Genomic DNA, 24,787 nt, shown 5'->3' with positions numbered 1-24,787 from the left:
GCGTAGATGTCTGATGGATTAAATCTAGTACCCCCCATACCCGCTCCGCGGGCTGGGCAGCGCTTTACCTTTTCGGGGCTGGTAGGCTCGGCTGACGCTGCTCTGATAGCCCAAACCGCCCTGCACTATCGCAAGGATTTTTCAGTCATGGTGATCTTCTGTGCACAGGCACAAGAAGCCCAAAGACTTTTAGAAGAAATTCCGGCCTTTGCTCCACAGCTCAAAACACGTCTTTTGCCTGACTGGGAAATTCTTCCGTACGACCATTTCTCCCCGCATCAAGACTTAGTGTCTGAGCGTTTAGCAACCCTCTATGAGCTTCTGAATGGTAGCTGCGATATAGTTCTGGTCCCTGTAACCACGGCACTGCAAAGATTGGGGCCACCAAACTTCTTATCAGGGCATACCTTTTTCTTTAGGCAGGGAGACAGACTCAATGAGGCAGCGCTAAAACTACAACTCCAACAGGCTGGCTATGATCCTGTAAGTGCAGTCATGCGTCCGGGTGAATACAGCATTCGCGGTGGACTGATTGATCTATTTCCAATGGGCTCTACTCTGCCCTATCGCTTAGATTTATTTGGCGATGAAATCGAGCAGATTCGTTCGTTTGACCCGGACACCCAGAGAAGTCTCTATCCCGTCAAAGAGGTTCGCCTTCTTCCGGGGCATGAATTTCCCTTTAATGATGAGGCTCGCACGGCATTCAGAGGCCGTTGGCGAGAAGTCTTTGAAGGAGACCCCACCCGCTGCTCCATCTACAAGGATGCGAACTTAGGCATCCCTAGCGCAGGCATAGAGTCCTATCTACCTATGTTCTTTGAGGAACAATCAAGCGTATTCGATTATTTCCCAAGATCAGGCGATCCGGTATGGATTATCAGCACCGGCGATATTGAGGATGCGATACGAAGCTTTTGGAAAGACACTCTCTCACGTTATGAGTTTCTCAAACATGATCTTGATAGACCCATTCTTCCGCCAAAAGAATTATTTCTGGATGTTGATGAATTCTTCTCTACTGCAAAACCACATGCTCGCCTCTCCCTAGAAAAAGAAACTAACGAAGCTGCGCAGTTTCTTCCGGTCCCAGATATTGCAGTTCATCGTCGCGACGCTGATCCAGTAAGCGGTTTACGAAAATTAACAGCAAATGAGAAAGTACGCATTCTAATTTGTAGCGATAGCGCTGGTCGCAAAGAATCAATTCGACAATTATTTGAAGAAAGCAACTCTGTTGCTGGCCTAGATGGCAAACCCCTTTATGAGCTAAAACCCGAAGGCTTTGAAACGGTTGCCGACTTTATTAAGAGTGACTCCTTATTTGGAATAACAACTGCCCCACTCTTTAATGGTTTCTCCTGGCCGGCCCAAAACCTCATCATCATTACCGAGACAGAATTATTTACTGCAACCGCAAGGCAAAGGCGCAAGGGTAAAGCATCCGAGAGTGCCGACCCTGACATGCTCTTTAAGGATTTGTCAGAGCTCAAGATTGGTGACCCTGTAGTACATGCTGAACACGGTATTGGGCGCTATCAGGGCTTGGTACTTCTCAATTTAGCTCCCCCTAAAGAAGCACCCATTTTTGAAGAGTTTCTCCATCTTCAGTATGCAGGTGAAGCAACCCTGTATGTCCCCGTTCAACAATTGCAAATGGTAACGCGCTATGCTGGATCTGACCCAGATTCAGCACCGCTTCATCAGCTAGGGTCTGGACAATGGGATAAAGCCAAACGCAAAGCAGCTCAACAAATTCGGGATACTGCTGCCGAACTCCTTGGGCTCTATGCTGCAAGAGCAATCCGTAAAGGCCATGCCTTTGAATTTTCAGCCCACGATTACGCCGCTTTTGCTGAAAGCTTTGGCTTTGAAGAAACTCCCGATCAAGCAAATGCAATTGCTGCAGTGATTGGCGATATGACGAGCGGTACGCCGATGGACCGCTTGGTTTGCGGTGATGTTGGCTTTGGTAAAACTGAGGTTGCGCTAAGGGCTAGTTTTGTTGCAGTCATGGGTGGCAAGCAAGTTGCTATTCTTGCGCCGACTACCTTACTCGCCGAACAGCATGTTGCCACTTGGAAGGATCGATTTGCCGATTGGCCCGTTCGAATTGTTGAACTCTCACGCTTTAAAACTACCAAAGAAATCAATGCTGCATTAGAAGCAATTGCCAAGGGCGAAGCTGACATCATTATTGGAACCCACAAGCTACTCTCCAAGGAAACACAGTTTGCAAATCTCGGTTTGGTGATTGTGGATGAAGAACATCGCTTTGGCGTCCGCCAAAAAGATGCTCTAAAGGCCTTACGGGCCGAAGTTGATATCCTCACCTTGACTGCCACACCAATACCCAGAACCTTGGGAATGGCCATGGAGGGCTTACGCGAATTTTCTATTATTGCTACCGCACCTCAGAAACGTCTCGCGATTAAAACATTTGTACGCCGGGAGGGTGATGGCGTTATTCGCGAAGCAGTTCTTCGAGAAATCAAACGTGGCGGCCAAGTCTACTTTCTTCACAATGAAGTGGAAACTATTCAGAATCGTAAACACGCACTACAAGAGCTGATTCCAGAAGCAAGTATTAGTGTCGCTCACGGTCAAATGCATGAGCGTGAACTTGAGTCTGTCATGCGCGAATTCGTTACCCAAAGAACTAATATTTTGTTGTGCACGACCATTATTGAAACTGGTATTGATGTACCAACTGCCAATACCATCATCATGCATCGTGCCGATAAGTTTGGCTTAGCCCAACTACACCAACTACGCGGTCGTGTTGGTCGCTCACATCACCAAGCCTATGCTTACCTGCTCGTTCCCGATCCAGAGGCCTTAAGCAAACAAGCCCAGTTGCGCCTCAATGCCATTCAGGCCATGGAAGAGCTTGGGTCAGGCTTCTATTTGGCTATGCATGACCTAGAGATTCGGGGTGCTGGCGAAGTCTTAGGTGATAAACAATCTGGTGAAATTCATGAGATTGGTTTTCAACTTTATACAGAGATGCTCAATAGAGCAGTCAAGTCTTTGCGAAGCGGTAAGGAACCTGATTTACTTGCACCATTACAAGCAACTACCGACGTTAATCTCGGTGTCCCGGCCTTGCTTCCGAATGACTATTGTCCGGATGTGCATGAGCGCCTCTCTTTGTATAAGCGCTTTGCCGGTACAAATGATTTCTCAGAGCTCATGGGCTTACGGGAAGAATTGGTAGATCGCTTTGGGGATCTTCCCGATCAGGCTAAATCATTTTACGAAACGCATCGACTCCGCCTGGAGATGGCCGGCTTTGGCATTAAAAAGATTGATGCCATAGCAACATCAATACAAATTCAATTTATCCCAAATCCACCTATTGACCCACTCAAGATCATTCAGCTGATTCAGAGCTCTAAACACATTCAACTCAACGGCCAAGATAAGCTCAAAGTATTACCCCAAAAAGATCGGGAATTCGAAAAACTTGAGCAGCGATTAGATGCAATTCGCCAAGTATTGCGCCGCCTGAATGAATCTGCCATGCTGAGCCCTGCTAAAGCCAATTAATCATTCGCCTTTATTATTAAGTTATGTCCAAGCAAACTCTTGTTGCCCTCTCTAAAGAGCCAATCTCCGAAAAGCTAGTCTTTGAACTTCAGAAGCAAGCCAATCAATATGGAGTGTCCGTAGATTCGATAGTCGGACAAATCTCCAATGGCACCTACCATTCTGAGCGTTGGGAATTGAATCAATTATTAGATATTGCCCAAAGGGAACATCTGCGCTCCATTGCAGCAAAATTTAATAGCGACCTCTGCTTCTTAAATCCCGAGCTCAAGCCTGCTGACATCAAAGTGCTGGCGATGGATATGGATTCAACGTTAATCAACATTGAATGTATTGATGAGATTGCCGACTTTAGCGGAAAAAAATCTGCAGTTGCACAAATTACCGAAGCAACGATGCGTGGTGAGATTAAAGACTTTAAAGAAAGCTTGCGGCGTCGTGTTGCCCTACTAGAAGGAGTGTCCGTTGACTCGCTAGAAGCAGTTTATCGAGAACGCTTGCAGCCAAATCCTGGTGCCCAAGAACTGTTGGCAGGAGCAAGTGCACGCGGTCTTTACACTCTTTTAGTATCTGGTGGCTTCACCTTTTTTACAGAAAAACTTCGCGAACAACTCGGCTTTAAGCAATCACAAGCCAATACCTTAGAAATCATCGGTGGCAAGTTGACGGGCAAAGTGCTTGGCGATATTGTCGATGGCGCTGCTAAGGCAGCCTATCTCGATGAAGCTTGTCGCTTGTTGGGATGCGCTAAAGTAAATGCAATCACGATGGGTGATGGCGCAAATGACCTCATCATGATGAATGGCTCAGGCATTAGTGTTGCCTATAAAGCAAAACCAGTCGTCAAAGAAAAAGCCGACGCGGCTTTTGACCGAGTCGGCTTGGATGCTGCTTTACTACTGATCTCTTGAGCATTTAACCAAAGAGATCAATCGCAAATCGTTCTGAGTCTTTACCCCAGCTTTTATTACAGACGCTCAAAAATAGTAGCAATACCTTGACCGCCGCCAATACACATCGTTACCAAAGCATATTTACCTTGAACACGTTGCAATTCATGGATGGCTTTAGTGGCAATAGCAGCGCCAGAGCAACCAATAGGGTGACCCAAAGCAATCGCACCACCGTTCACGTTCGTTTTGGCTGGATCTAAACCAAGACCTTTAGTCACTGCCAAGGCTTGCGCAGCAAATGCTTCGTTGGATTCAATCACATCCATTTGATCTAACTTGAGGCCAGCACGCTCAAGAGCAAGCTTAGTTGCGGGTATTGGACCTTCGCCCATGATATGGTTCGGAACACCAGCCACCGCATAGGACACTAAACGTGCGATTGGCTTATGACCAGCCTTCTTGGCAGTTTCTGCATCAGCCAATACAAAGAACGCTGCACCATCGTTAATACCAGAGGCGTTACCTGCAGTAACAGAGCCACCCTCTTTCTTAAATACAGCTTTCATCTTGCCCAGAGTTTCCATAGTGGTATCTGGTTTGCAATGTTCGTCAGTATCAAATACGACATCGCCCTTGCGAGACTTAATGGTAATTGGAACAATTTGGGATTTGAAGCGACCTTCTTTAATTGCGTTAGCAGCACGACGGTGTGATTCCACTGCCAATGCGTCTTGCTCTTCACGAGTCAGCTTCCATTTTTCAACGAGGTTCTCTGCAGTAACACCCATATGACCAACGCCAAATGGATCGGTCAATACAGCAACCATCAAGTCAAGCATTTTGGTATCACCCATACGAGCACCACTGCGCATCGCTGGCGAACCATACATACCGCGCGACATGACTTCAACACCACCGCCAACACCGTAATCGCAGTCACCCAACATGATTTGCTGCGCAGTAGTCACAATTGCCTGTAGGCCAGAGCTACATAAACGGTTCAAGGCCATGGCTACAGATTCCATTGGCAAACCAGCTTGAATCGCGGCAACGCGAGCAACGTAAGCGTAACGACTATCCGTTGGGATGGTGTTTCCAACAGTTACATAATTGATCAAGGCGGGGTCTACACCAGAGCGGGCAACTGCTTCTTTCATCACAATACCGCCGAGCTCGGAAGGCTCAAAGCTACTGAGGGAGCCATTGAAGGCGCCAATAGCGGAACGTACTGCACTTAAGACAACGACATCACGACTCATAAAAATCCCCTTAGACGAGCCCAAAATTGGGCTGAATTTGTACTAAATGAATGACGCAAACATTATTTTTATAGCAATCGTCAAGTTTCCGCTATTAGGTCATGCCCTTGGGAGCTAATAACCGTTGCACGAATGATTTCGCCTGTGCGATAGCGCTTTGAGGGCTTAGTCGGCGGCAAAACCCTCACCAGACCATCAATTTCAGGGGCATCCCCAATGGTTCTGCCAATTCCACCAGATTCGTCAACACGGTCAATCAGGACCTGAACCCTTTTTCCTATTTTATTGGCAAGACGCTTAATGGAGATTTCTTCTGCTTTTGCCATGAAACGCGCACGGCGATCCTCTCGAACTGCGTCGGGAACTGGACTATCCAATTGATTTGCGGTTGCACCCTCGACAGGTGAATACGCAAAACATCCTGCGCGATCAATTTGTGCCTCATCCAAGAAATTGAGCAAGTACTCAAATTCTGCTTCAGTTTCACCCGGGAATCCTGCAATAAAAGTACTGCGAATAACCAAATCAGGACAAGCAGCCCGCCAAGCTAAGATGCGTTCTAAATTTTTCTCTCCGCTAGCAGGTCGCTTCATTCTTTTCAGAACATCAGGATGTGCATGCTGCAAAGGAATGTCAAGATAAGGCAATACACCATAGCCATGCTCAGAAAACTCTGCCATCAGAGGCAAGATGTCATCAACATGCGGGTAAGGATAAACGTAATGCAGCCGTACCCATGCTTGATGTTCGCGGGCAATCTGATTTAAGGCGTTTACTAAATCAAACATCCGAGTCTTTACTGGCTTGCCATCCCAAAAACCTGTGCGGTATTGAATATCAACGCCATAAGCACTCGTATCCTGAGAGACAACCAATAACTCTTTCACACCAGATTCAAATAAACGCTTAGCTTCCAGCAATACCTCGCCAATAGGTCTTGATACCAAATCCCCACGAAGACTAGGAATGATGCAGAAAGTGCAACGGTGATTACAGCCCTCAGATATCTTTAGATAAGCATAATGTTTTGGTGTCAGCTTGACACCCGCTGGAGGAACTAAGTCTGTAAATGGGTCGTGTGGTTTTGGCAGGTGCAAATGAATTGCCTGCATCACTTCATCGGTAGCATGTGGCCCAGTCACTGCAAGCACTTTAGGATGGATGCTTTGTATAAGATCGCTACCGTCAGCATTCTTTTTGGCACCCAAGCATCCAGTGACAATCACTTTGCCGTTTTCAGCAAGCGCCTCACCAATCGCAGCAAGACTTTCTTCTACCGCAGAGTCGATAAATCCGCAGGTATTCACAACCACTAAGTCAGCACCTGAATAATCCTTTGCCGTCTCATACCCTTCGGCACTCAATTGCGTGAGAATCAGCTCAGAATCAACGAGCGCCTTAGGGCAGCCTAAGGATACAAAACCAATTTTCCCAGCCACAACTATTCTTTTTGGTTTTTAGTAGGTTGTGGTGTAAACGCAAAATTACCAAATAGGTTTTGTGAGCCCTGTAATTGCTCTTGCATTTTTACAAATAAATCTTTGCTCTGCTCCATGTAATTCCCCATCAAGCCTTGCATGAGGGGGTTTTGAAGATTCATCATTTGCGACCAAGCTTCAGGCGTACTACCAGCGCCTAAGCCTTTGGTCTGATCACCTAATTTATTGTGAATATCCACGAAAGACTGCATTGTCTTTTCAAGATAATTACCCATCAAACCTTGCATCGAGTTGCCATAGAAGCGAATGATTTGTGAAAGCATTTGAGAGGAGAACACTGGAGCACCACCAGCCTCTTCTTCCAGAATAATTTGCAACAAAATATTGCGAGTCAGATCTTCATCCGTCTTTGCATCAATCACTTTGAAAACTTCATTTCCCATGACCAACCCCTTAATGTCAGACAAGGTGACATAGGTGCTGGTTTGGGTATCGTAGAGACGACGATTGGGGTATTTCTTAATGAGGCGGTCTTCACCAGCTCGCTTTGTTCGGGTAACCATTTTTTTCCTTACTGAATACTGCAACGCAACATTAGCCTAGTTTATCTCTAGTTTGATGCAAAGGTAAATAAGCAATGTTGCGACCAAATCATTGTGCAGAAATGCTGCACTGCAGTATTAGCCAGTGTGAATGCCGCCGTTTAATGAGAAGTCTGCACCAGTTGCATAGCCACCATCATCAGAAGCAATCCAGCAGCAAATGGAAGCAATTTCTTCAGGAGTACCTAAACGCTTCACAGGAATACCAGCAACAATCTTCTCAAGAACATCTTCGCGGATGGCTTTAACCATATCGGTACCAATGTAACCTGGAGAAACGGTGTTCACAGTAACGCCTTTAGTGGCAACCTCTTGTGCCAGGGCCATTGTGAAACCATGTAAACCTGCCTTAGCAGTTGAATAGTTCGCCTGACCAAACTGACCTTTTTGACCATTGACAGAAGAAATATTGATCACACGACCCCAATTGTTTTCAACCATGCCATCGATCACTTGTTTGGTAACGTTAAAAAGCGAATTTAAGTTGGTATCAATCACAGCCTTCCATGCATCAGGGGTCATCTTGCGGAATACGCTGTCGCGCGTAATGCCGGCATTGTTTACCAATACGTCGACGCGGCCCACTTCAGCCTTTACCTTCTCGAAAGCAGCAACAGTACTGTCCCAATCAGAGACATTACCTTCGGAGGCAATAAAGTCATAACCCAAAGCCTTCTGCTCAGCAATCCATCGATCTTTACGCGGTGAATTTGGACCGCAACCAGCGATCACCTTAAATCCATCTTTTGCTAAACGTTGGCAAATAGCAGTACCAATACCGCCCATACCACCAGTTACGTACGCGACTTTTTGAGACATTGATTTCCCCCTTAAAAAACCTTCATGAATTTTTACGGCGCTTAAGCCGCTTGAACTGCCTTTTCTTTTACATACACCCCAGGTGCAGCATCCATTTTTTTGTACTTGGCATTACCAAATGTTTTGCTTGCTGGTTTTTTTTCTCCGCCAAATTGCTCAAGCCATTTGGTGTAATTCGGCCACCAGCTTCCGGGTAGTTGCTTTGCGCCTTTAAGCCATTCATCTGCAGTAGCTGCAATCTTGTTATTTTCAAAGTAATAACGCTTATTTTTTGCTGGCGGATTTATCACACCAGCAATATGACCAGAGGCGCCAAGAACAAAACGATTTTTCCCTTTCAGGATATGCGTTGATTCATAAGCAGATTGCCAAGGAACAATATGGTCCTCTTGAGAAGCATATAAATAGGCTGGGCACTTAATCTTGCCTAAATCAACTTTCTCACCACAAATCTTAAGCTTGCCAGGCTTAACTAAATCATTCTGCAAATAGGTATGACGTAAGTACCAGCAATACATATTGCCTGGCAAGTTGGTTGAATCACCATTCCAATAGAGCAAATCAAATGGGGGCGGAGAATTGCCTTTGAGATAGTTTTCAACTACATAGTTCCAAACTAAATCGTTAGGACGCAAGAAGGAAAAAGTGTTCCCTAGATCTAAACCAGACATCATTCCGCACTTGCCATTCTTGCCGCCGATGGTGTTCTCGCGTAACTCCACCATGCCTTCATCAATAAAGACATCTAAAACGCCCGTATTGGTGAAATCCAATAAGGTTGTAAATAAAGTTAGGCTAGCTGCTGGGTGCTCATCGCGTGCCGCAAGAACTGCTAAGGCTGAAGACGTTAGGGTACCGCCAACACAAAATCCTAGGATATTGATCTGCTTGGTATTGCCAATATCTTTTACAACCTCAATCGCTTTAATGACACCTTTTCCAACGTAATCATCCCAGCTCACCTCCGCCATAGCGGCATCTGGGTTTTTCCAGGAAACGAGGAAGACGGTATGTCCTTGAGCAACCATATGGCGCACAACGGAGTTATCGGGCTGCAAATCCAAAATGTAATATTTATTAATGCATGGAGGCACCATTAAATAAGGGCGTTCAAAAACAGTTTCCGTCAGCGGCGTGTATTGGATTAATTCAAATAATTCATTACGAAAGACAACGTGACCCTCTGTTGTTGCAATATTCTTTCCAACCTCAAAAGCGCTCTCATCCGTTTGAGAAACTTTGCCCTTCTTCATGTCGCCCAGCAAATTTACGATCCCTTTTTGAATCGATTGGCCCTGGGTACTGATAATATTTTCTAGCACCTCTGGATTAGTCGCAATGAAGTTCGATGGCGAGAGCGCATCGATCATTTGCTCGGTCGTAAACAGAATCTTCTGTCTAGTCTTTTCATCTGTATCCACTGCATTGGCTAAAGACATCAGATGTTTTGAGTTCAACAAATAGGTTGCAGCAATCACCTTGCTCCAAGATGAATGCCAAGCTTTACCAGCAAAGCGACGATCCTTTACCTCAATGGCTTCGGGATTAGTCGCAATATGTGCTAACTCGGCGAAGTATTCCTTTTGAATTTCCGCCAAGCGCTCTGGAGGAATCATCGCCATATGGTGCGGCGCCAATGATGGGGTGGCCCCGGTATTCATGCCTGCAAACATAGTAGTCTCTTCAATTAATTAGGATCATTCTCGGTCTATACTGCTTATAAAGTTATACGCAATAACCCTAGCCGCAGAAATGGGCTAGTGTTTACCCGCACACAATCAACGTTATTTGGAAATCCAAATGAGGGATGCAGATCGACCCGTTACTCCATCACGACGATAGGAGAAAAATTGTGCTTCATTTTTCACGGTACACATATCACCGCCAAAGATGGATTTCAAGCCAATAGCCGTGAGTCGATCTCGTGCTAACTGATAAATGTCAGCAAAATACTTTCCAGGCTTATGGGGAATAGGTAAAAAACACTGCTGGATGTCATGCATCCCCGTTTCCTGAAAACGTTCCAATACATCCTGGCCAACTTCAAAGGATTCTGCACCAATTGCTGGTCCCATCCAGGCGACCAACTCTGCTGCCCTAGGAAGATCTACAAGCTTGAGCATTTCGCTTACTGTGTTTTCCAAAATGCCATCGCATAAGCCACGCCACCCTGCATGGGCGGCGCCAATAACAGAACCATTAGTAGTAGAAAGTAGGACCGGTAAGCAATCAGCCGTCAAAATAGCCAATACCTCGTTTGGAATATTTGTTACGGCAGCATCGGCCTCGAATGGCTTAGCAATCACTAGGGCGCGACTAGCAGGCGTACTCACCTGAACACCGTGTGTTTGTTTAAGCCATATAGGCTCTGTCGGTAGATGCTTTCTCAGAATTTGACGATTTGCTAGAACTCTTGGGTATTGATCTCCAACATGATCCCCAAGATTGAGGCTTTCATAAGGTGGATTGCTAATGCCGTCCTGCCTTGTTGTTTGCAATGAATGAACACATTGTGGGGCTGACCATTTAGGCAAAATAAAGCTCATGATTGATGCTCATGATGAATGGATGCTAATAAAGCCTCTTCCCTTGGCAGCACCTCGGGGCCCATGCCAAGCTGTGGCAATAAGTCCATCAAATCAAGCGGCGGCAAGCGAAACCAAGTCATCCATTGCTGAGATAAGGGATGTTGCAAACTGAGGGCGTATGCATGTAGAGCCTGGCGCTCAAATGGCAAGGACTTGGCAACTCCAGGCGTTTTTTTACGGTAAACCGGATCGCCTAGCAATGGAAAGCCAAGTGATTCGAGGTGTACGCGGATTTGATGCGTACGCCCTGTCTCTAGGCGGCACTCAAGCAAGGCTAGAGGAGACTCATTAAAACTGCCCTTTGCAAGCCTTCGAAATACAGTCGCTGCAGGCTTACCCTGTGGGCTGCCGGCTGCCATTCGAAGACGATCGCGTTGATCCCTGCCAACAGAGGCTAAAACTTTGCCTTGACTAGGCGCATCACCCCAAACCCAAGATAAATAGCGACGCCCAACAGTTCTCTCTTGTAGCTGCCTTACTAGAGCAGTTTGAGCTTGAGCGGTGCGAGCTACCACCATCAACCCAGAAGTGTCTTTATCTAAGCGATGAACAATCCCAGCCCTAGGTAAGGACTTGAGCTCTGGATAGCGAAATAAGAGTCCATTGAGCAAAGTGCCCGACCAATTTCCGGCGGCTGGATGCACTACCAAACCTGGCTGCTTATTTATCACGATGATAGATTCGTCCTCATAAACAACATCCAAAGGAATATCTTCCGGATTGAAGGCAAATTGCTCCGGCATTTCTTGTGGAAAGAGCTTAATACTTTCACCACCATGCAGCAAATAACGGGCTTTGGTGACTTTTCCGTCCACCATAACAGCCCCTGCCTCAACCCAGGCTTTGAGTCGATTACGGGAATAATCAGGCAAAGACCCTGCTAATACCTTGTCGAGTCGCTCCCCAGCCATCTCTAAAGGAATCTCCAGGGAGATGAAATCCTCATCATCGATATAATCGGTAGGATTCGAATCAGGAGTTTGCGGCAATGCCACGCTTAAAGAGCCTTTCAGTAATGTCCGACGTAATATCAGACGCCAGTTTAAGGCTTGCTGGTAACTCTGCCCAACAAAAAAAGGCCACTTTTTTTAATAACAGCCCCCTAGCATTGCTTTTGGTAATGCTGACGGCAGTGCTATTACTCAGTGGATGCGCCGGTAGCGATGGCCAAAAAGACGATACCGATATTTGGTCAGAAGCCAAACTCTATTCGGAAGCCACCGATAAATTAAATGATGGTGACTTCGTTAAATGCGGCAAATACTTTGACAAACTAGAGGCACGCTTTCCATTTGGCCCCTACTCACAGCAAGCGCAAATTAATGCTGCTTATTGCTACTGGAAGGGCAATGAACAAGCACAAGCACTGGTTGCGATCGATCGCTTTATCAAATTGCATCAAGGTAGTCCAAACTTAGATTATGGCTATTACCTCAGAGGTCTTATCACCTTCAATGATGACTTGGGTTGGCTTGGTAAATTTACCGGCCAAGATTTAAGTGAGCGTGATCCGCAAGCAGCTAAAGATGCGTTTGAATCATTCAAAGTAGTTGTCGAACGTTTTCCCGACAGTAAATACGCACCAGACGCTTTGGATCGGATGCGCTATATCGTCAATTCGCTGGCTGAAGCCGATGTGATTGTGGCCCGTTTTTATTATCAGCGCGGCGCCTATTTAGCCTCCGCCAATCGTGCGCAGCTCGTCATTCGAGACTATGACCGCGCACCTGCCGTGGAAGAGGCTCTCTATCTGCTGTATAAGTCCTATCAAAAGCTGGGCATGGTTGACCTCAGCAACGATACGGCTCGCGTCTTTAAGCTTAACTTTCCGGATAGTCAGATGTTAGAAACTGGGCAGCGCGTGAAGAAAGAGCGTAGATGGTGGCAGTTCTGGAATAAGTAAGAACGCAAGGTATCGCAAGTTCAAACCCCATTCAAATTGAATGGGGTTTTTTATTGAAGCACCTTCTCTAGCTACCCTTTAATGTTTACTTAATGACTACAGGGACACGAGGGGCTACAGCACAAAGAAGTTCATACCCAATGGTGTCACTCATTTGTGCAACATCATCAACAGGAACCTTATCGCCCCATAACTCTACAACGCTACCGATTTTTGCATGAGGTGCATTACGTAGATCAATGCTCATCATATCCATCGATACACGACCAACGATTGGGCAAATTATTCCGCCATCTTTGCTTCCGTCACTTACCCAGACTGGCGTACCATCTTTTGCGTGACGCGGATAACCATCGGCATATCCGCAAGCGATGATGCCCACCCTCATTGCTTCAGGAGTCTCAAAGCGTCCACCGTAACCAATGCGTTCGCCTTTTTCCAACTCCTGAATATCAATGATTTCACTATGTAGATGCATTACCGCCTTTAAATGGGCATTCTGAATATCCGAGTACAGCCCTGTTGGCGATGCGCCATAAAGCATAATTCCAGGTCTAACCCAATCGCCAAGAGCATTGCGATGCCACAAAATCGCCGCTGAGTTAGCCAGTGAAGTGGGGGCAGCCAAGCCATCAATCGTGTCATTAAATAATTCCAACTGACTATCGACAGTGGGAATCCGATCAACTTGATCAGCATTTGCAAAATGCGTCATGTGATGCATTTTGCAACCCGAGGCATGCAAGCGATGAAATGCCGTTCTGTAGGCTGCAGGTTTTAAGCCTAGGCGATTCATGCCGGTATTCATTTTCAGAAAAACATTAAATGGTTTATGCGCTTGATATTTCTCAAGCCATTCAACCTGAGCTTCGCAATGAACAACGAGATCGCATGACAACTTGTGGGCTAGTGCCAATTCATTTTCATGGAATAACCCTTCCAATAATAGGATTCTGCCCTGCCAACCTTGCTCCCTTAAACGCAGTGCACTTTCCATGTTTAGGAGGGCAAAACCGTCGGTAGATGCCAAGCCCTGCAAGGCGGCCTCAAAAGAGTGCCCGTAGGCTCTAGACTTAATGACAGACCAAATCTTAGACTCTGGAGCAAGCTCCCGAACTCTGTTTAAATTATGCCGAAAGGCCTCGGTGTAAATCGATGCCAAAATTGGCCTATTAATCAAGCCATTAGCTGAAGGGCCCATATTGACCCCTCCTTTCGTGTTTTAATTGAATCAATGACTAGATTGTACGAATGAACCGTAGTTTTTACATCATTATGGCGGCGCAATTTTTTTCGTCGCTTGCTGATAACGCCCTGCTGATCGCAGCAATTGCCCTATTGGCCCAGCTTCATGCTCCGGCCTGGATGACCCCTTTACTCAAATTATTCTTCGTATTGTCCTATGTGGTTCTAGCTGCCTTTGTAGGCGCCTTTGCAGACTCACGCCCCAAGGGCAATGTCATGTTCATCACCAATACGATTAAGTTCGTAGGCTGCGTAGTCATGCTTTTTGGTAGCCACCCATTGCTAGCTTATGCGATCGTCGGTCTTGGTGCTGCAGCCTATTCACCCGCGAAGTATGGAATTTTGACTGAACTTCTCCCACCAGAAAAACTAGTGGCTGCCAATGGCTGGATCGAAGGCCTCACGGTTGGCTCCATTATTTTAGGTACCGTCTTAGGTGGTGTTTTGATTAGCAGTACGGTATCCCAAAGCCTGCTGGCATTGGATATGCCAACCATTGATACGGGGATTGATACGCCTGCTGAATCCGCCATCATGATCATCATGATGATTTATATCGTTGCAGCACTGATTAATCTCAAGATTCCAGATACCGGGGCGCGCTATGTTGCTCAAAAAGCAAATCCCATTGAACTTATCAAAGATTTTTCAGTTTGCTTTAAAACCTTATGGAATGATCGCCTCGGTCAAATCTCATTGGCAGTGACCACTTTGTTTTGGGGTGCTGGTGCTACTCTGCAATTTATTGTGATTAAGTGGGCTCAAGTTGCCCTTCACATGAATCTGTCGCAAGGCGCCATTCTGCAAGCCATATCCGCTGTCGGAGTAGCCGGTGGAGCCGTTTGGGCCGCAGGTCGCGTACCTCTTCGTAACTCTCTAAAGGTATTGCCATATGGCATCGCCATGGGTTTAGTGGTTTGTGTGATGGCTGTCTACAACTCAGATATGTTGCCTAATATAACGATGATGACAATCGGCAAAATGCAAGTAAGCCTCAATTTGCTACCGGCATATCTTTTATTGATACTAGTTGGTTGGTTGGCAGGCTATTTTGTTGTACCAATGAACGCACTACTGCAGCATCGCGGTCACGTGCTGATGTCTGCCGGCCACTCAATCGCAGTTCAAAACTTCAATGAAAATATTTCGGTGCTAATGATGCTTGCCATGTATTCAGTATTGATATGGCTTGATGTACCAGTACCGTATGTCATCATTGGCTTTGGATTAACAGTCAGTGGCTTGATGTGGCTGGTTATTAAGCGTCACGCTAAAAACCAAGCGGAATATGACTCGATGCACCTCATCGGTGAACACAAGCATTAAATATTCTGCAGTACTGACTTTGCTAATAAAAGATCCTGCCAGAGCAAGGCCTTGTCTTTGGGTTTAGTAACTAGTTGCGCCAAGTCAAATGAAGCGATGACTGGAATCTCCTCATCAGCCCCATTATTTAGAGAGAGTATCGTTTCACGTAGTTGCGGCAAAGGATCTCGCTCACCAGTAATTTTTTGAGCGATAGGACCTCCAAAGGCAAACGCCACCACTGGCAAACCATCGCCCGGGGCTTGAAGCGCACCCAGATTATCGTTGGTACTCTTCCATGACCACTCTTGCGGTCCTAAACCTAGCGTGCGGACGACATTCTGAAAGAGAGTCTGCGCATCACCTTGCGGCTGAGTACCAAAGAACCACCAATGCCCTTGAGAAACTTTTTCAACAGCCTCTTGGGGTGCTATAGCAGTTGCCTGCTGTACTTGGACTGAACTTTCCGCAGATGAGATGGCATGAACCGCATCTTTAGAAGACCATTCGGTAATGCCCATTTCCTTCAGGAAGACTGAATGTGTATTGCTCATGACTCTAGCTTAATCGATTTAGCCATCACGAGCGCATCTTCGCGTGTTCCCAAGTGTGGATCAGCTGGATAGTAATTTTTACGCATACCAATTTGCTCGTAAGCAAGCTTTTGATACAAATTGACTGCCGCAACATTCGACGGCCGAACTTCTAGAATAATTCTGGGAATTTTTTGCTGCGCAGCCACACCCTCGATTGCCGCCATCATCCTGGAACCCAACCCCAGCTTGCGCAACTTTGTAGATACCGTAATGTTCAGCAAATGCAATTCATCAACTGCGGGAAAGAGAATGCAATAAGCCCATAAAATTGCGGGATCTAAATAGGAACCTTTGACCGCCTGATCTACTTGCGGGCGAATGCAATAAGCCCAATGTCCTGCCGCTAGCGAATCGGAAAAATTTCCCCTGGTCCACGGGTGCTGATGCGATACCGATTCAATCTCTAAAACAGCATCTAAATCTGCAGTCTGCATAGGCAGAAAAGAAAGTTCAGAAAAGCTCTCAGACATTACTTGAGTAATTCTTGGCGTTCTAGGGTGGTAAAGGCAACCTTATCTCGCACATACAGCGGTTCAAGCATGCGCACATCGATTTGCTTACCTTCCAGATAATTTTGCTTAGCGCAATCTAAGATGCCTAAGGCGGTTAGATGGATTTCCGCATCCAGCGTAACCGAAGAAAGTGGTACGTTTACCTTGGTCAATAGGCGATCGCCGTAGGTCTTAATAGCACTACCGGCTAAATGATCAACATCAACGAGATCTAATTCTTCAGGCTTTGACAAATGGATAGCGGTGATACGCTTTGGCAATTGATCTGCACCAATCGGAGTTTCGTATTTAGCCCAATAAATTTCATCCATACGGGCATCTATGGCGATGACAAAATGTGCTGGCTTTGCCCGACTGAAGTCTTCCGTTTTAATGAATTGCGCCGCAATGGCATCCAAGCTAGCCACAGGCAAAACTGGCAAATTACAGGAGATGGCCAAGCCTTGAACTGCTGCTACACCAAGCCTGACCCCTGTAAAGGCACCAGGACCAATCCCAACCGCAATGGCATCAAGTCCATTTAGCTTCAAATTTGCCTCATCCAGCAGATCCTCAACCCAAGGTAAAACCAGTTGGCTAGCGCCAGCCGATACCAACTCATGTCGGACTATTGGTGCTTGATCACCTAAAGATAAAGCCACCGAACACCAAGCTGTTGAGGTGTCGATGGCTAGAATGCGGGCCAATTTGAACTCGTTTACTGTGCTTTAAAAATGAAATTATGAACCCAATTCTGCAATCACTTCAGGCGGCGCCTGTACAAGCTCAATTAAGACCCCTTCGCCACTAATCGGGAACTCCTCATTACCTTTAGGGTGGACAAAAGTGATGTCAAAACCAGCCGCTCCCTTGCGAATACCGCCTGGGGCAAAACGCAGACCATTAGCAGATAGCCATTCAACTGCTTTAGGCAGGTCATCCACCCATAAACCAATGTGATTTAAGGGGGTTTGATGTACTGCCGGCTTCTTTTCAATATCAAAAGGTTGCATCAAATCAACTTCAACCTCATACGCACCTTTACCAATTGCACAAATATCCTCATCCACGTTTTCACGCTCAGAGACAAAAGTACTCTTATATTCAAAGCCCAACAGATCAACCCATAATTTCTTTAGGCGGTCTTTATTCACGCCACCAATAGCAATTTGCTGGATGCCTAAAATTTTAAATGGCTTAGCAGACATCTTTTTCCTTATTCGAAGCGAATGATGAGTTGATCAACTGCCAAGCTATCGCCCTCGTTAGCGCAAATCTCTGCTACTACACCATCTTGCATTGCTGACAGTGTATTTTCCATTTTCATGGCCTCGATTGATGCGAGTTTTTGACCCGCTGTTACCGTCTCGCCGGCCTTGACAGCAATCTTCGTCAAAAGACCAGGCATGGGCGACATCACCAACTTCGATGTATCCGGTGGCAGCTTCACTGGCATCCGGCGCTGGAGCTCTGCACCTAATGGGCTCAGGACCATACATTCAAAATGTACGCCATCAAGCACCAAAATATATTTCACACTACGGCGCTCTACTTGTGCAGTAATTTTATGGCTGCCATTAATGGTAGCGTTCAGACAAATTTGTCCTGGGCGCCAATCACTAACGATATCGTAACGACTTACTTCATCGGCCTCATCGATATAGACAGAGTAAATTCCATCCTTTAACTCGACGCGAATAGGCAGCTCAACTGGATCATTCATCGAGCCGGCTTTGATACCCGTAACCACAACAAACTTTTTCGCTATGATCATTTCATGGCCAGCTAATTGACCGTCAATCATTTTGATGTGCTCTAGGTAGCGATAGCGCATAAAGGCAGCCAGTGCTGCAAGGCGCTTCGGATCAGTTGGTTGTACGGAGTCTTTTTTAAATCCTTCTGGATATTCCTCTGCAATAAAGCCCGTTGTGAAATCACCATTCACAAAACGGGGATGCTGCAACAGCGCTGCCTGAAAAGGAATATTAGAATGGATGCCCCGAATGACGAAATCATTTAAGGCAGCACGCATTTTTTCTATAGCCTCAGTGCGATCCCTGCCATGCACAATCAATTTGGCAATCATGGAGTCGTAATACATCGGAATCTCACCGCCCTCATATACGCCTGTATCGACGCGTACGCCATTGATGGCTTCTGGTGGGCGATACTTAACTAAACGTCCAGTCGAAGGTAAGAAATTGCGAAATGGATCATCAGCATTGATACGGCATTCTATTGACCAACCATCCAACTTCACATCCGCTTGCTTAAAAGCGAGCTTTTCGCCGGCAGCTACACGAATCATTTGCTCAACGAGGTCAAGACCTGTGATCGACTCGGTTACCGGATGCTCGACTTGTAGGCGGGTGTTCATCTCCAAAAAGTAGAAAGACTTATCTTTGCCCACCACAAACTCGACAGTACCGGCAGATTGATAGTTCACTGCTTTAGCCAAAGCAACAGCTTGGTCACCCATAGCCTTACGAGTTGCAGGATCGATAAAGGGTGATGGCGCTTCCTCGATCACCTTCTGGTGACGACGCTGAATCGAACAATCTCGCTCATTTAGATACACCACGTTGCCATGCGAATCACCCAATATCTGAATCTCAATATGGCGCGGGCCTTCAACAAACTTCTCAATAAAGATACGATCATCACCAAAGCTATTCATTGCCTCGGTCTTGCATGCAGCAAAACCTTCGGCCGCCTCTTTATCATTAAATGCTACTCGCAGACCCTTGCCACCGCCTCCAGCAGAAGCCTTAATCATCACTGGGTAGCCAATACCATGAGCGATTTTGACTGCTTCTTCAGTTGTTGCGATTGCCTCGTTGTGGCCCGGGATTGTGTTGACCTTGGCCTCTAATGCCAATTTCTTGGAGGCAATCTTGTCACCCATTGCAGCAATGGATTGGTATTTCGGGCCGATGAAGACAATACCCTCCTCTTCGCAACGTCTGGCGAACTGTTCGTTCTCAGATAAAAAACCATACCCAGGATGAACTGCCTCAGCACCCGTATCTTTACAAGCCTGAATGATGCGATCCATTAGCAAATAAGATTCTCTAGAAGATGCAGGCCCAATACATATCGCCTCATCTGCTAGCTGCACGTGACGCGCTTCTTTGTCTGCTTCTGAATAGACGGCCACCGTCTTAATACCCATTTTCTTGGCGGTACTCATAACGCGACAAGCAATCTCGCCGCGATTTGCAATCAAAATTTTCTTAAACATTTTCGTAGTCATGATTTGTTGGCGCCCTTACAGAGGAATATTGCCGTGTTTACGGGCAGGATTCTTCAAGTCTTTATCTTTCAGCATCGCCAGAGAACGGGCAATACGTTTGCGCGTTTCATGAGGCAAAATGACGTCATCGATATAACCACGACGCCCAGCAACAAATGGGTTTGCAAACTTCGATTTGTACTCTGCTTCACGGGCTGCAATCTTCTCGGGATCAGATTTTTCTTCACGGAAGATAATCTCAACAGCACCCTTTGGACCCATCACCGCAATTTCTGCGGATGGCCATGCAAAGTTCACGTCACCACGTAAATGCTTTGAGGCCATCACATCATAGGCTCCGCCGTAGGCTTTGCGAGTAATCAATGTCACTTTAGGCACAGTGCAATCAGCGTAGGCATAGAGTAATTTAGCCCCATGCTTAATAATGCCGCCGTACTCTTGTGCAGTACCTGGCATGAAGCCTGGAACATCTACTAAGGTCACCACTGGAATATTAAAGGCATCACAGAAACGAACGAAACGTGCAGCCTTAATGGAGGCTTTAATATCCAAACAGCCAGCCAAAACTAATGGTTGGTTTGCTACGATACCAATTGAACGTCCTTCCATACGCGCAAAACCAATCACAATATTTTTAGCGTAGTCAGGCTGCAATTCGAAGAACTCGCCATCATCGGCAATCTTCTCAATCAACTCTTTCATATCATATGGTTGATTTGGATTAGAGGGCACCAAGGTATCCAAGGAGAAATCAAACTCTTCATTGCGGTTTGCGCCTTTAATTAGCGGTGGTTTTTCGCGGTTAGAGAGCGGCAAATAATTAAAGAAACGACGCAGCATCATGATTGCTTCAACATCATTATCAAATGCCAAGTCGCAGACTCCTGACACGGTTGAATGCGTTACAGCACCACCTAATTCTTCAGAGGTGACGTCCTCATGAGTAACAGTCTTGACAACTTCTGGACCAGTGACAAACATATAAGAACTGTCTTTAACCATGAAGATGAAGTCGGTCAACGCCGGTGAATATACGGCACCACCAGCGGATGGCCCCATGATCAAAGAGATCTGTGGAATCACACCTGAAGCAGTAACGTTACGCTGAAAGATTTCTGCATAGCCGCCTAAGGAAGCAACGCCTTCCTGAATACGTGCGCCGCCAGAGTCATTTAAGCCAATCACAGGCGCACCAACCTTCAGGGCCTGATCCATGATTTTGCAAATTTTTTCTGCATGTGCTTCAGATAAAGATCCGCCTAATACAGTGAAATCTTGTGAAAATACAAACACCAAGCGGCCATTAATCATTCCATAACCGGTAACTACGCCATCACCTGGCACTGTTTGATCGGCCATTCCAAAGTCATGGCAGCGATGTTCCACGAACATATCCCACTCTTCAAAAGTGCCGGCATCCAGCAATAATTCAATACGCTCACGGGCTGTTAATTTGCCCTTCGCATGCTGAGCCTGAATACGCTTTTGCCCACCACCCAATCGGGCAAGCTCGCGCTTCGCTTCCAGCTGTTGAATGATTTCCTTCATTTCCTGCTCCTTAGAAAAATTCATGCCCCATGGACTCTAATAAGCGTCTTGCCGCAACTGAAGCTGCCATAGTTCCTTGATTTACTTGTGCACTTAAAATTGGCAATAGTTCTTGCACTGCTTGATTGTTTCGGAAAGCGGTTTTTAGACCAGCATCGATACGATCCCACATCCATGCACCTGCCTGTTGCTTGCGACGGCTCTCAAATTTGCCGTTTGCCCTTTGCAGTTTTTGAAATTGAGAAACCTTTTCCCATAACTCAGGAATGCCCTTACCCTCGAGGGCGCTTAAGGTAATGACGGTTGGATGCCAAAACTCTTGATCATGGGAAGCATGATCAGGATTTCCTTGAAAACCTAGTAAACGCAAAGAACTAGTAATAAATAGTTGCGCACGCGTAGCTGCATCAGGATCAATATCAACTTTATTAATAGCAATGAGATCCGCAATTTCCATGACGCCTTTTTTGATTGCCTGAAGATCGTCTCCAGCATTTGGCAACTGCAATAGCAAGAACATATCTGTCATGCCAGACACAGCAATTTCACTTTGCCCAACACCGACAGTCTCGACAATGATGACATCAAACCCGGCTGCCTCCGCTACTAACATGGCTTCACGGGTTTTCTCGGCAACACCGCCTAGCGTTCCGGAGGATGGGCTTGGTCTAATGAAGGCGCCTTCTAAAACTGAGAGGCGCTCCATGCGGGTTTTATCGCCCAGAATAGATCCTCCAGATAAACTCGAAGAAGGATCAATCGCCATCACAGCAACGCGATGACCTTTTTCAATCAGATACAAACCGAGAGTTTCAATCAGCGTAGACTTACCTACCCCAGGCACTCCAGAGATCCCTAAACGAAATGATTTTCCAGTCTTTGGCAGGAGCGTATTGAGTACTTCATCAGCACGTTTACGATGATCTAAGCGTGTAGACTCAAGCAAGGTAATGATCTTCGCTAATGCACGTCGCTGTTTTAGCGACTGAATACCAGTGAGGTCGCTCACTAAAGTTTGATCGGCAGCTTCGAGCATGTTCTCTAATCCAGGCTAAGCTGGTTTTATTGATTTACGAATTTGCTCAAGCACATCCTTAGCCGAAGCTGGGATTGGGGTGCCTGGTCCATAAATACCTTTCACGCCTGCCTCGTAAAGAAACTCGTAATCTTGCCTAGGGATCACGCCGCCCACAAAGACGATGATGTCATCTGAGCCTTGTTTTTTCAGTTCCGCAATGATGGCCGGAACCAATGTCTTATGACCTGCTGCTAGCGTTGAAACACCCAATGCATGAACGTCGTTTTCAATAGCCTGACGTGCGCACTCTTCGGGGGTTTGGAACAGCGGGCCGATATCCACATCAAAGCCCAAGTCTGCATAGGCTGTAGCCACAACCTTGGCGCCACGATCATGACCATCTTGACCAAGCTTAGCGATCATCACGCGTGGACGTCGGCCAAAATCTTTGGCAAAGTCAGCGATTTCTAGTTTGAGTTTTTCCCAGCCCTCGGCTGAGTCATAGGCAGCTGCATACACGCCGGTCACCTTTTGAGTATCGGCGCGATGGCGCCCGTAAACCTTTTCCAATGCATCAGATACTTCACCAACCGTAGCGCGTAAACGTATTGCATTCACTGCCAATTCCAACAAGTTTCCGGTGTTGTCCTCAGCAGCTTTGGTTAATGCTTCTAATGCGGCCTCTACTTTTTTACTGTCGCGCTTTGCTCTAATATCTTTCAGAAGCGCAACCTGACCATCTCGAACGCGATCGTTGTCAATCACCAAAACATCCACGAGATCTTCTTTTTCAAGCTTATATTTATTCACACCAACAATCACATCGGAGCCAGAGTCAATCTTGGCTTGCTTCTCAGCGGCCGATGCCTCAATCTTTAATTTAGCCCAACCACTTTCTACAGCCTTGGTCATTCCACCCATGGCATCGACTTCTTGAATAATTTCCCAGGCCTTATCTGCCATCTCTTGCGTGAGGCTCTCCATCATGTAAGAACCTGCCCAAGGGTCAATCACGCTAGTGATGTGGGTTTCTTCTTGAAGAATCAACTGAGTATTCCGTGCTATTCGACTTGAAAACTCTGAAGGCAAGGCAATTGCCTCATCAAATGAGTTCGTGTGGAGGGATTGGGTGCCACCGAATACAGCTGCCATAGCTTCAACAGTTGTTCTCACAACGTTGTTATAGGGGTCCTGCTCTGTTAAAGACCAGCCCGATGTTTGACAATGGGTACGCAACATCAAAGACTTTGGATTTTTCGGCTCGAAAGACTTCATGATGCGCCACCACAACAACCTTGCAGCGCGTAATTTGGCGACCTCTAAATAGAAGTTCATGCCAACTGCAAAGAAGAAGGACAAGCGGCCCGCAAAGCCGTCCACATCCAATCCTTTTGCAAGCGCTGTTTTGACGTACTCTTTTCCATCGGCCAATGTAAAGGCCAGTTCCAAAACTTGATTTGCGCCAGCTTCTTGCATGTGATAACCCGAAATCGAAATCGAGTTGAATTTCGGCATGTGCTTAGCGGTGTATTCAATAATGTCGCCAATAATCCGCATCGATGGCTCTGGCGGATAAATATAGGTATTGCGCACCATGAACTCTTTGAGTATGTCGTTCTGAATCGTGCCCGATAACTGTTCCTGCTTTACGCCTTGCTCCTCACCAGCAACAATATAGCCAGCTAATACCGGCAAAACGGCACCATTCATAGTCATAGAAACAGACACCTTATCCAATGGAATGCCATCAAACAAGATCTTCATATCTTCTACAGAATCAATTGCAACGCCAGCTTTACCAACATCACCAGTGACACGAGGATGATCAGAGTCATAGCCTCGATGGGTGGCCAAGTCAAAGGCAACGGATACACCTTGTCCGCCCGCAGCCAATGCTTTCCGATAGAACGCATTGGATTCTTGAGCAGTAGAAAAGCCGGCATATTGACGTATGGTCCATGGACGAACTGAATACATCGTTGCTTGTGGACCCCTAACAAAAGGTTCAAAACCTGGCAAGGTATTGGTGTAACTCAATCCCTCGGTATCGGCAGAGGTATAGAGCGCTTTCAGCTGAATGCCATCTGGCGTATTCCAGCCCAGTTTGCCCACATCGCCATTTGGCGCGGATTTCTGTGCAGACTTTTTCCAGGCGTCCAAATTAGTTTCTGGAACTTCCGGCCATGAACTTGTTGATGAACTTTTATTGTCTGAACTCACAAAGCACTCCTGGTAGTTTTATTGCATTGCATCTAATTTCTCCAATTCTGCTTGACTAT

General features: G+C 46.4%; 20 protein-coding genes. 4 read left to right on the top strand and 16 right to left on the bottom strand.

What is annotated here, in order from left to right:
- Positions 1-6: 6 nt before the first annotated feature.
- Both mfd and serB read left to right on the top strand, forming a co-directional pair.
- Positions 7-3,549 carry a transcription-repair coupling factor gene (mfd, locus tag C2740_RS04320; RefSeq protein ID WP_215294164.1) on the top strand — a complete coding sequence of 1,181 codons (3,543 nt, stop codon included), beginning with the start codon at positions 7-9 and terminating at the stop codon, positions 3,547-3,549.
- Between the two features lie 23 nt (positions 3,550-3,572).
- Positions 3,573-4,460: a phosphoserine phosphatase SerB gene (gene serB, locus C2740_RS04315; protein ID WP_215294163.1), complete on the top strand. Its 888-nt coding sequence runs from the start codon at positions 3,573-3,575 to the stop codon at positions 4,458-4,460.
- Positions 4,461-4,516: 56 nt separating this feature from the next.
- Here serB and C2740_RS04310 read toward each other — a convergent pair whose 3' ends face one another.
- The 7 genes from C2740_RS04310 to C2740_RS04280 form a co-directional block, all read right to left on the bottom strand.
- Complete coding sequence (locus C2740_RS04310) at positions 4,517-5,701, bottom strand: acetyl-CoA C-acyltransferase family protein (protein ID WP_215294162.1); 1,185 nt, start codon at positions 5,699-5,701, stop codon at positions 4,517-4,519.
- Between the two features lie 80 nt (positions 5,702-5,781).
- Positions 5,782-7,140 carry a 30S ribosomal protein S12 methylthiotransferase RimO gene (rimO, locus tag C2740_RS04305; protein ID WP_215294161.1) on the bottom strand — a complete coding sequence of 453 codons (1,359 nt, stop codon included), beginning with the start codon at positions 7,138-7,140 and terminating at the stop codon, positions 5,782-5,784.
- Between the two features lie 2 nt (positions 7,141-7,142).
- Entirely contained in the window at positions 7,143-7,703 is a 561-nt protein-coding gene (phaR, locus tag C2740_RS04300) for a polyhydroxyalkanoate synthesis repressor PhaR (protein ID WP_215294160.1), read from the bottom strand.
- Between the two features lie 117 nt (positions 7,704-7,820).
- On the bottom strand, positions 7,821-8,561 hold the full coding sequence (locus C2740_RS04295; protein WP_215294159.1) for a 3-ketoacyl-ACP reductase: 741 nt from the start codon (positions 8,559-8,561) through the stop codon (positions 7,821-7,823).
- A gap of 41 nt (positions 8,562-8,602) precedes the next feature.
- A complete protein-coding gene (gene phaC, locus C2740_RS04290) occupies positions 8,603-10,234 on the bottom strand; it encodes a class I poly(R)-hydroxyalkanoic acid synthase (RefSeq protein WP_215294158.1) in 1,632 nt (543 codons plus the stop codon).
- Between the two features lie 111 nt (positions 10,235-10,345).
- On the bottom strand, positions 10,346-11,107 hold the full coding sequence (gene pgeF / locus C2740_RS04285) for a peptidoglycan editing factor PgeF (RefSeq protein WP_215294157.1): 762 nt from the start codon (positions 11,105-11,107) through the stop codon (positions 10,346-10,348).
- A complete protein-coding gene (locus C2740_RS04280) occupies positions 11,104-12,144 on the bottom strand; it encodes an RluA family pseudouridine synthase (RefSeq protein ID WP_215294156.1) in 1,041 nt (346 codons plus the stop codon). The genes pgeF and C2740_RS04280 overlap by 4 nt, the downstream gene beginning before the upstream one ends.
- A gap of 20 nt (positions 12,145-12,164) precedes the next feature.
- On the opposite strand from C2740_RS04280, the gene C2740_RS04275 reads away from it, so the two are divergent.
- Entirely contained in the window at positions 12,165-13,052 is an 888-nt protein-coding gene (locus C2740_RS04275) for an outer membrane protein assembly factor BamD (RefSeq protein ID WP_215294313.1), read from the top strand.
- 85 nt (positions 13,053-13,137) lie between these two features.
- Here C2740_RS04275 and alr read toward each other — a convergent pair whose 3' ends face one another.
- On the bottom strand, positions 13,138-14,229 hold the full coding sequence (gene alr / locus C2740_RS04270; protein WP_215294312.1) for an alanine racemase: 1,092 nt from the start codon (positions 14,227-14,229) through the stop codon (positions 13,138-13,140).
- A 74-nt stretch (positions 14,230-14,303) separates the two neighbouring features.
- On the opposite strand from alr, the gene lplT reads away from it, so the two are divergent.
- A complete protein-coding gene (gene lplT, locus C2740_RS04265; protein WP_215294155.1) occupies positions 14,304-15,623 on the top strand; it encodes a lysophospholipid transporter LplT in 1,320 nt (439 codons plus the stop codon).
- Here lplT and C2740_RS04260 read toward each other — a convergent pair.
- From C2740_RS04260 to scpA, 8 genes are read right to left on the bottom strand one after another with little or no spacing between them, the layout of a single operon-like run.
- Positions 15,620-16,156, bottom strand: a complete 537-nt coding sequence (locus tag C2740_RS04260; RefSeq protein WP_215294154.1) for a DNA polymerase III subunit psi — start codon at positions 16,154-16,156, stop codon at positions 15,620-15,622. The genes lplT and C2740_RS04260 overlap by 4 nt on opposite strands.
- Positions 16,153-16,668 carry a ribosomal protein S18-alanine N-acetyltransferase gene (gene rimI, locus C2740_RS04255; RefSeq protein ID WP_251369699.1) on the bottom strand — a complete coding sequence of 172 codons (516 nt, stop codon included), beginning with the start codon at positions 16,666-16,668 and terminating at the stop codon, positions 16,153-16,155. Before rimI ends, C2740_RS04260 begins: the two co-directional genes overlap by 4 nt.
- Positions 16,668-17,396, bottom strand: coding sequence for a tRNA (adenosine(37)-N6)-threonylcarbamoyltransferase complex dimerization subunit type 1 TsaB (gene tsaB / locus C2740_RS04250; RefSeq protein WP_251369698.1), 729 nt, complete (start codon positions 17,394-17,396; stop codon positions 16,668-16,670). Before tsaB ends, rimI begins: the two co-directional genes overlap by 1 nt.
- A 33-nt stretch (positions 17,397-17,429) precedes the next feature.
- Entirely contained in the window at positions 17,430-17,897 is a 468-nt protein-coding gene (locus C2740_RS04245; protein WP_215294153.1) for a VOC family protein, read from the bottom strand.
- Between the two features lie 8 nt (positions 17,898-17,905).
- Complete coding sequence (gene accC, locus C2740_RS04240; protein ID WP_215294309.1) at positions 17,906-19,930, bottom strand: acetyl-CoA carboxylase biotin carboxylase subunit; 2,025 nt, start codon at positions 19,928-19,930, stop codon at positions 17,906-17,908.
- A 27-nt stretch (positions 19,931-19,957) separates the two neighbouring features.
- On the bottom strand, positions 19,958-21,490 hold the full coding sequence (locus C2740_RS04235; protein ID WP_215294152.1) for an acyl-CoA carboxylase subunit beta: 1,533 nt from the start codon (positions 21,488-21,490) through the stop codon (positions 19,958-19,960).
- Positions 21,491-21,500: 10 nt separating this feature from the next.
- Positions 21,501-22,526, bottom strand: coding sequence for a methylmalonyl Co-A mutase-associated GTPase MeaB (meaB, locus tag C2740_RS04230; RefSeq protein WP_215294151.1), 1,026 nt, complete (start codon positions 22,524-22,526; stop codon positions 21,501-21,503).
- Between the two features lie 15 nt (positions 22,527-22,541).
- A complete protein-coding gene (gene scpA, locus C2740_RS04225; protein WP_215294150.1) occupies positions 22,542-24,728 on the bottom strand; it encodes a methylmalonyl-CoA mutase in 2,187 nt (728 codons plus the stop codon).
- Positions 24,729-24,787 lie beyond the last annotated feature (59 nt).

The sequence above is a fragment of the Polynucleobacter sp. MG-5-Ahmo-C2 genome, assembly GCF_018687735.1.
In the GTDB taxonomy this organism is placed as follows: Bacteria; Pseudomonadota; Gammaproteobacteria; order Burkholderiales; family Burkholderiaceae; genus Polynucleobacter.
The sequence above is the reverse complement of the archived record's forward strand: the minus strand, read 5'-3'. Positions and strand labels throughout refer to the sequence as shown.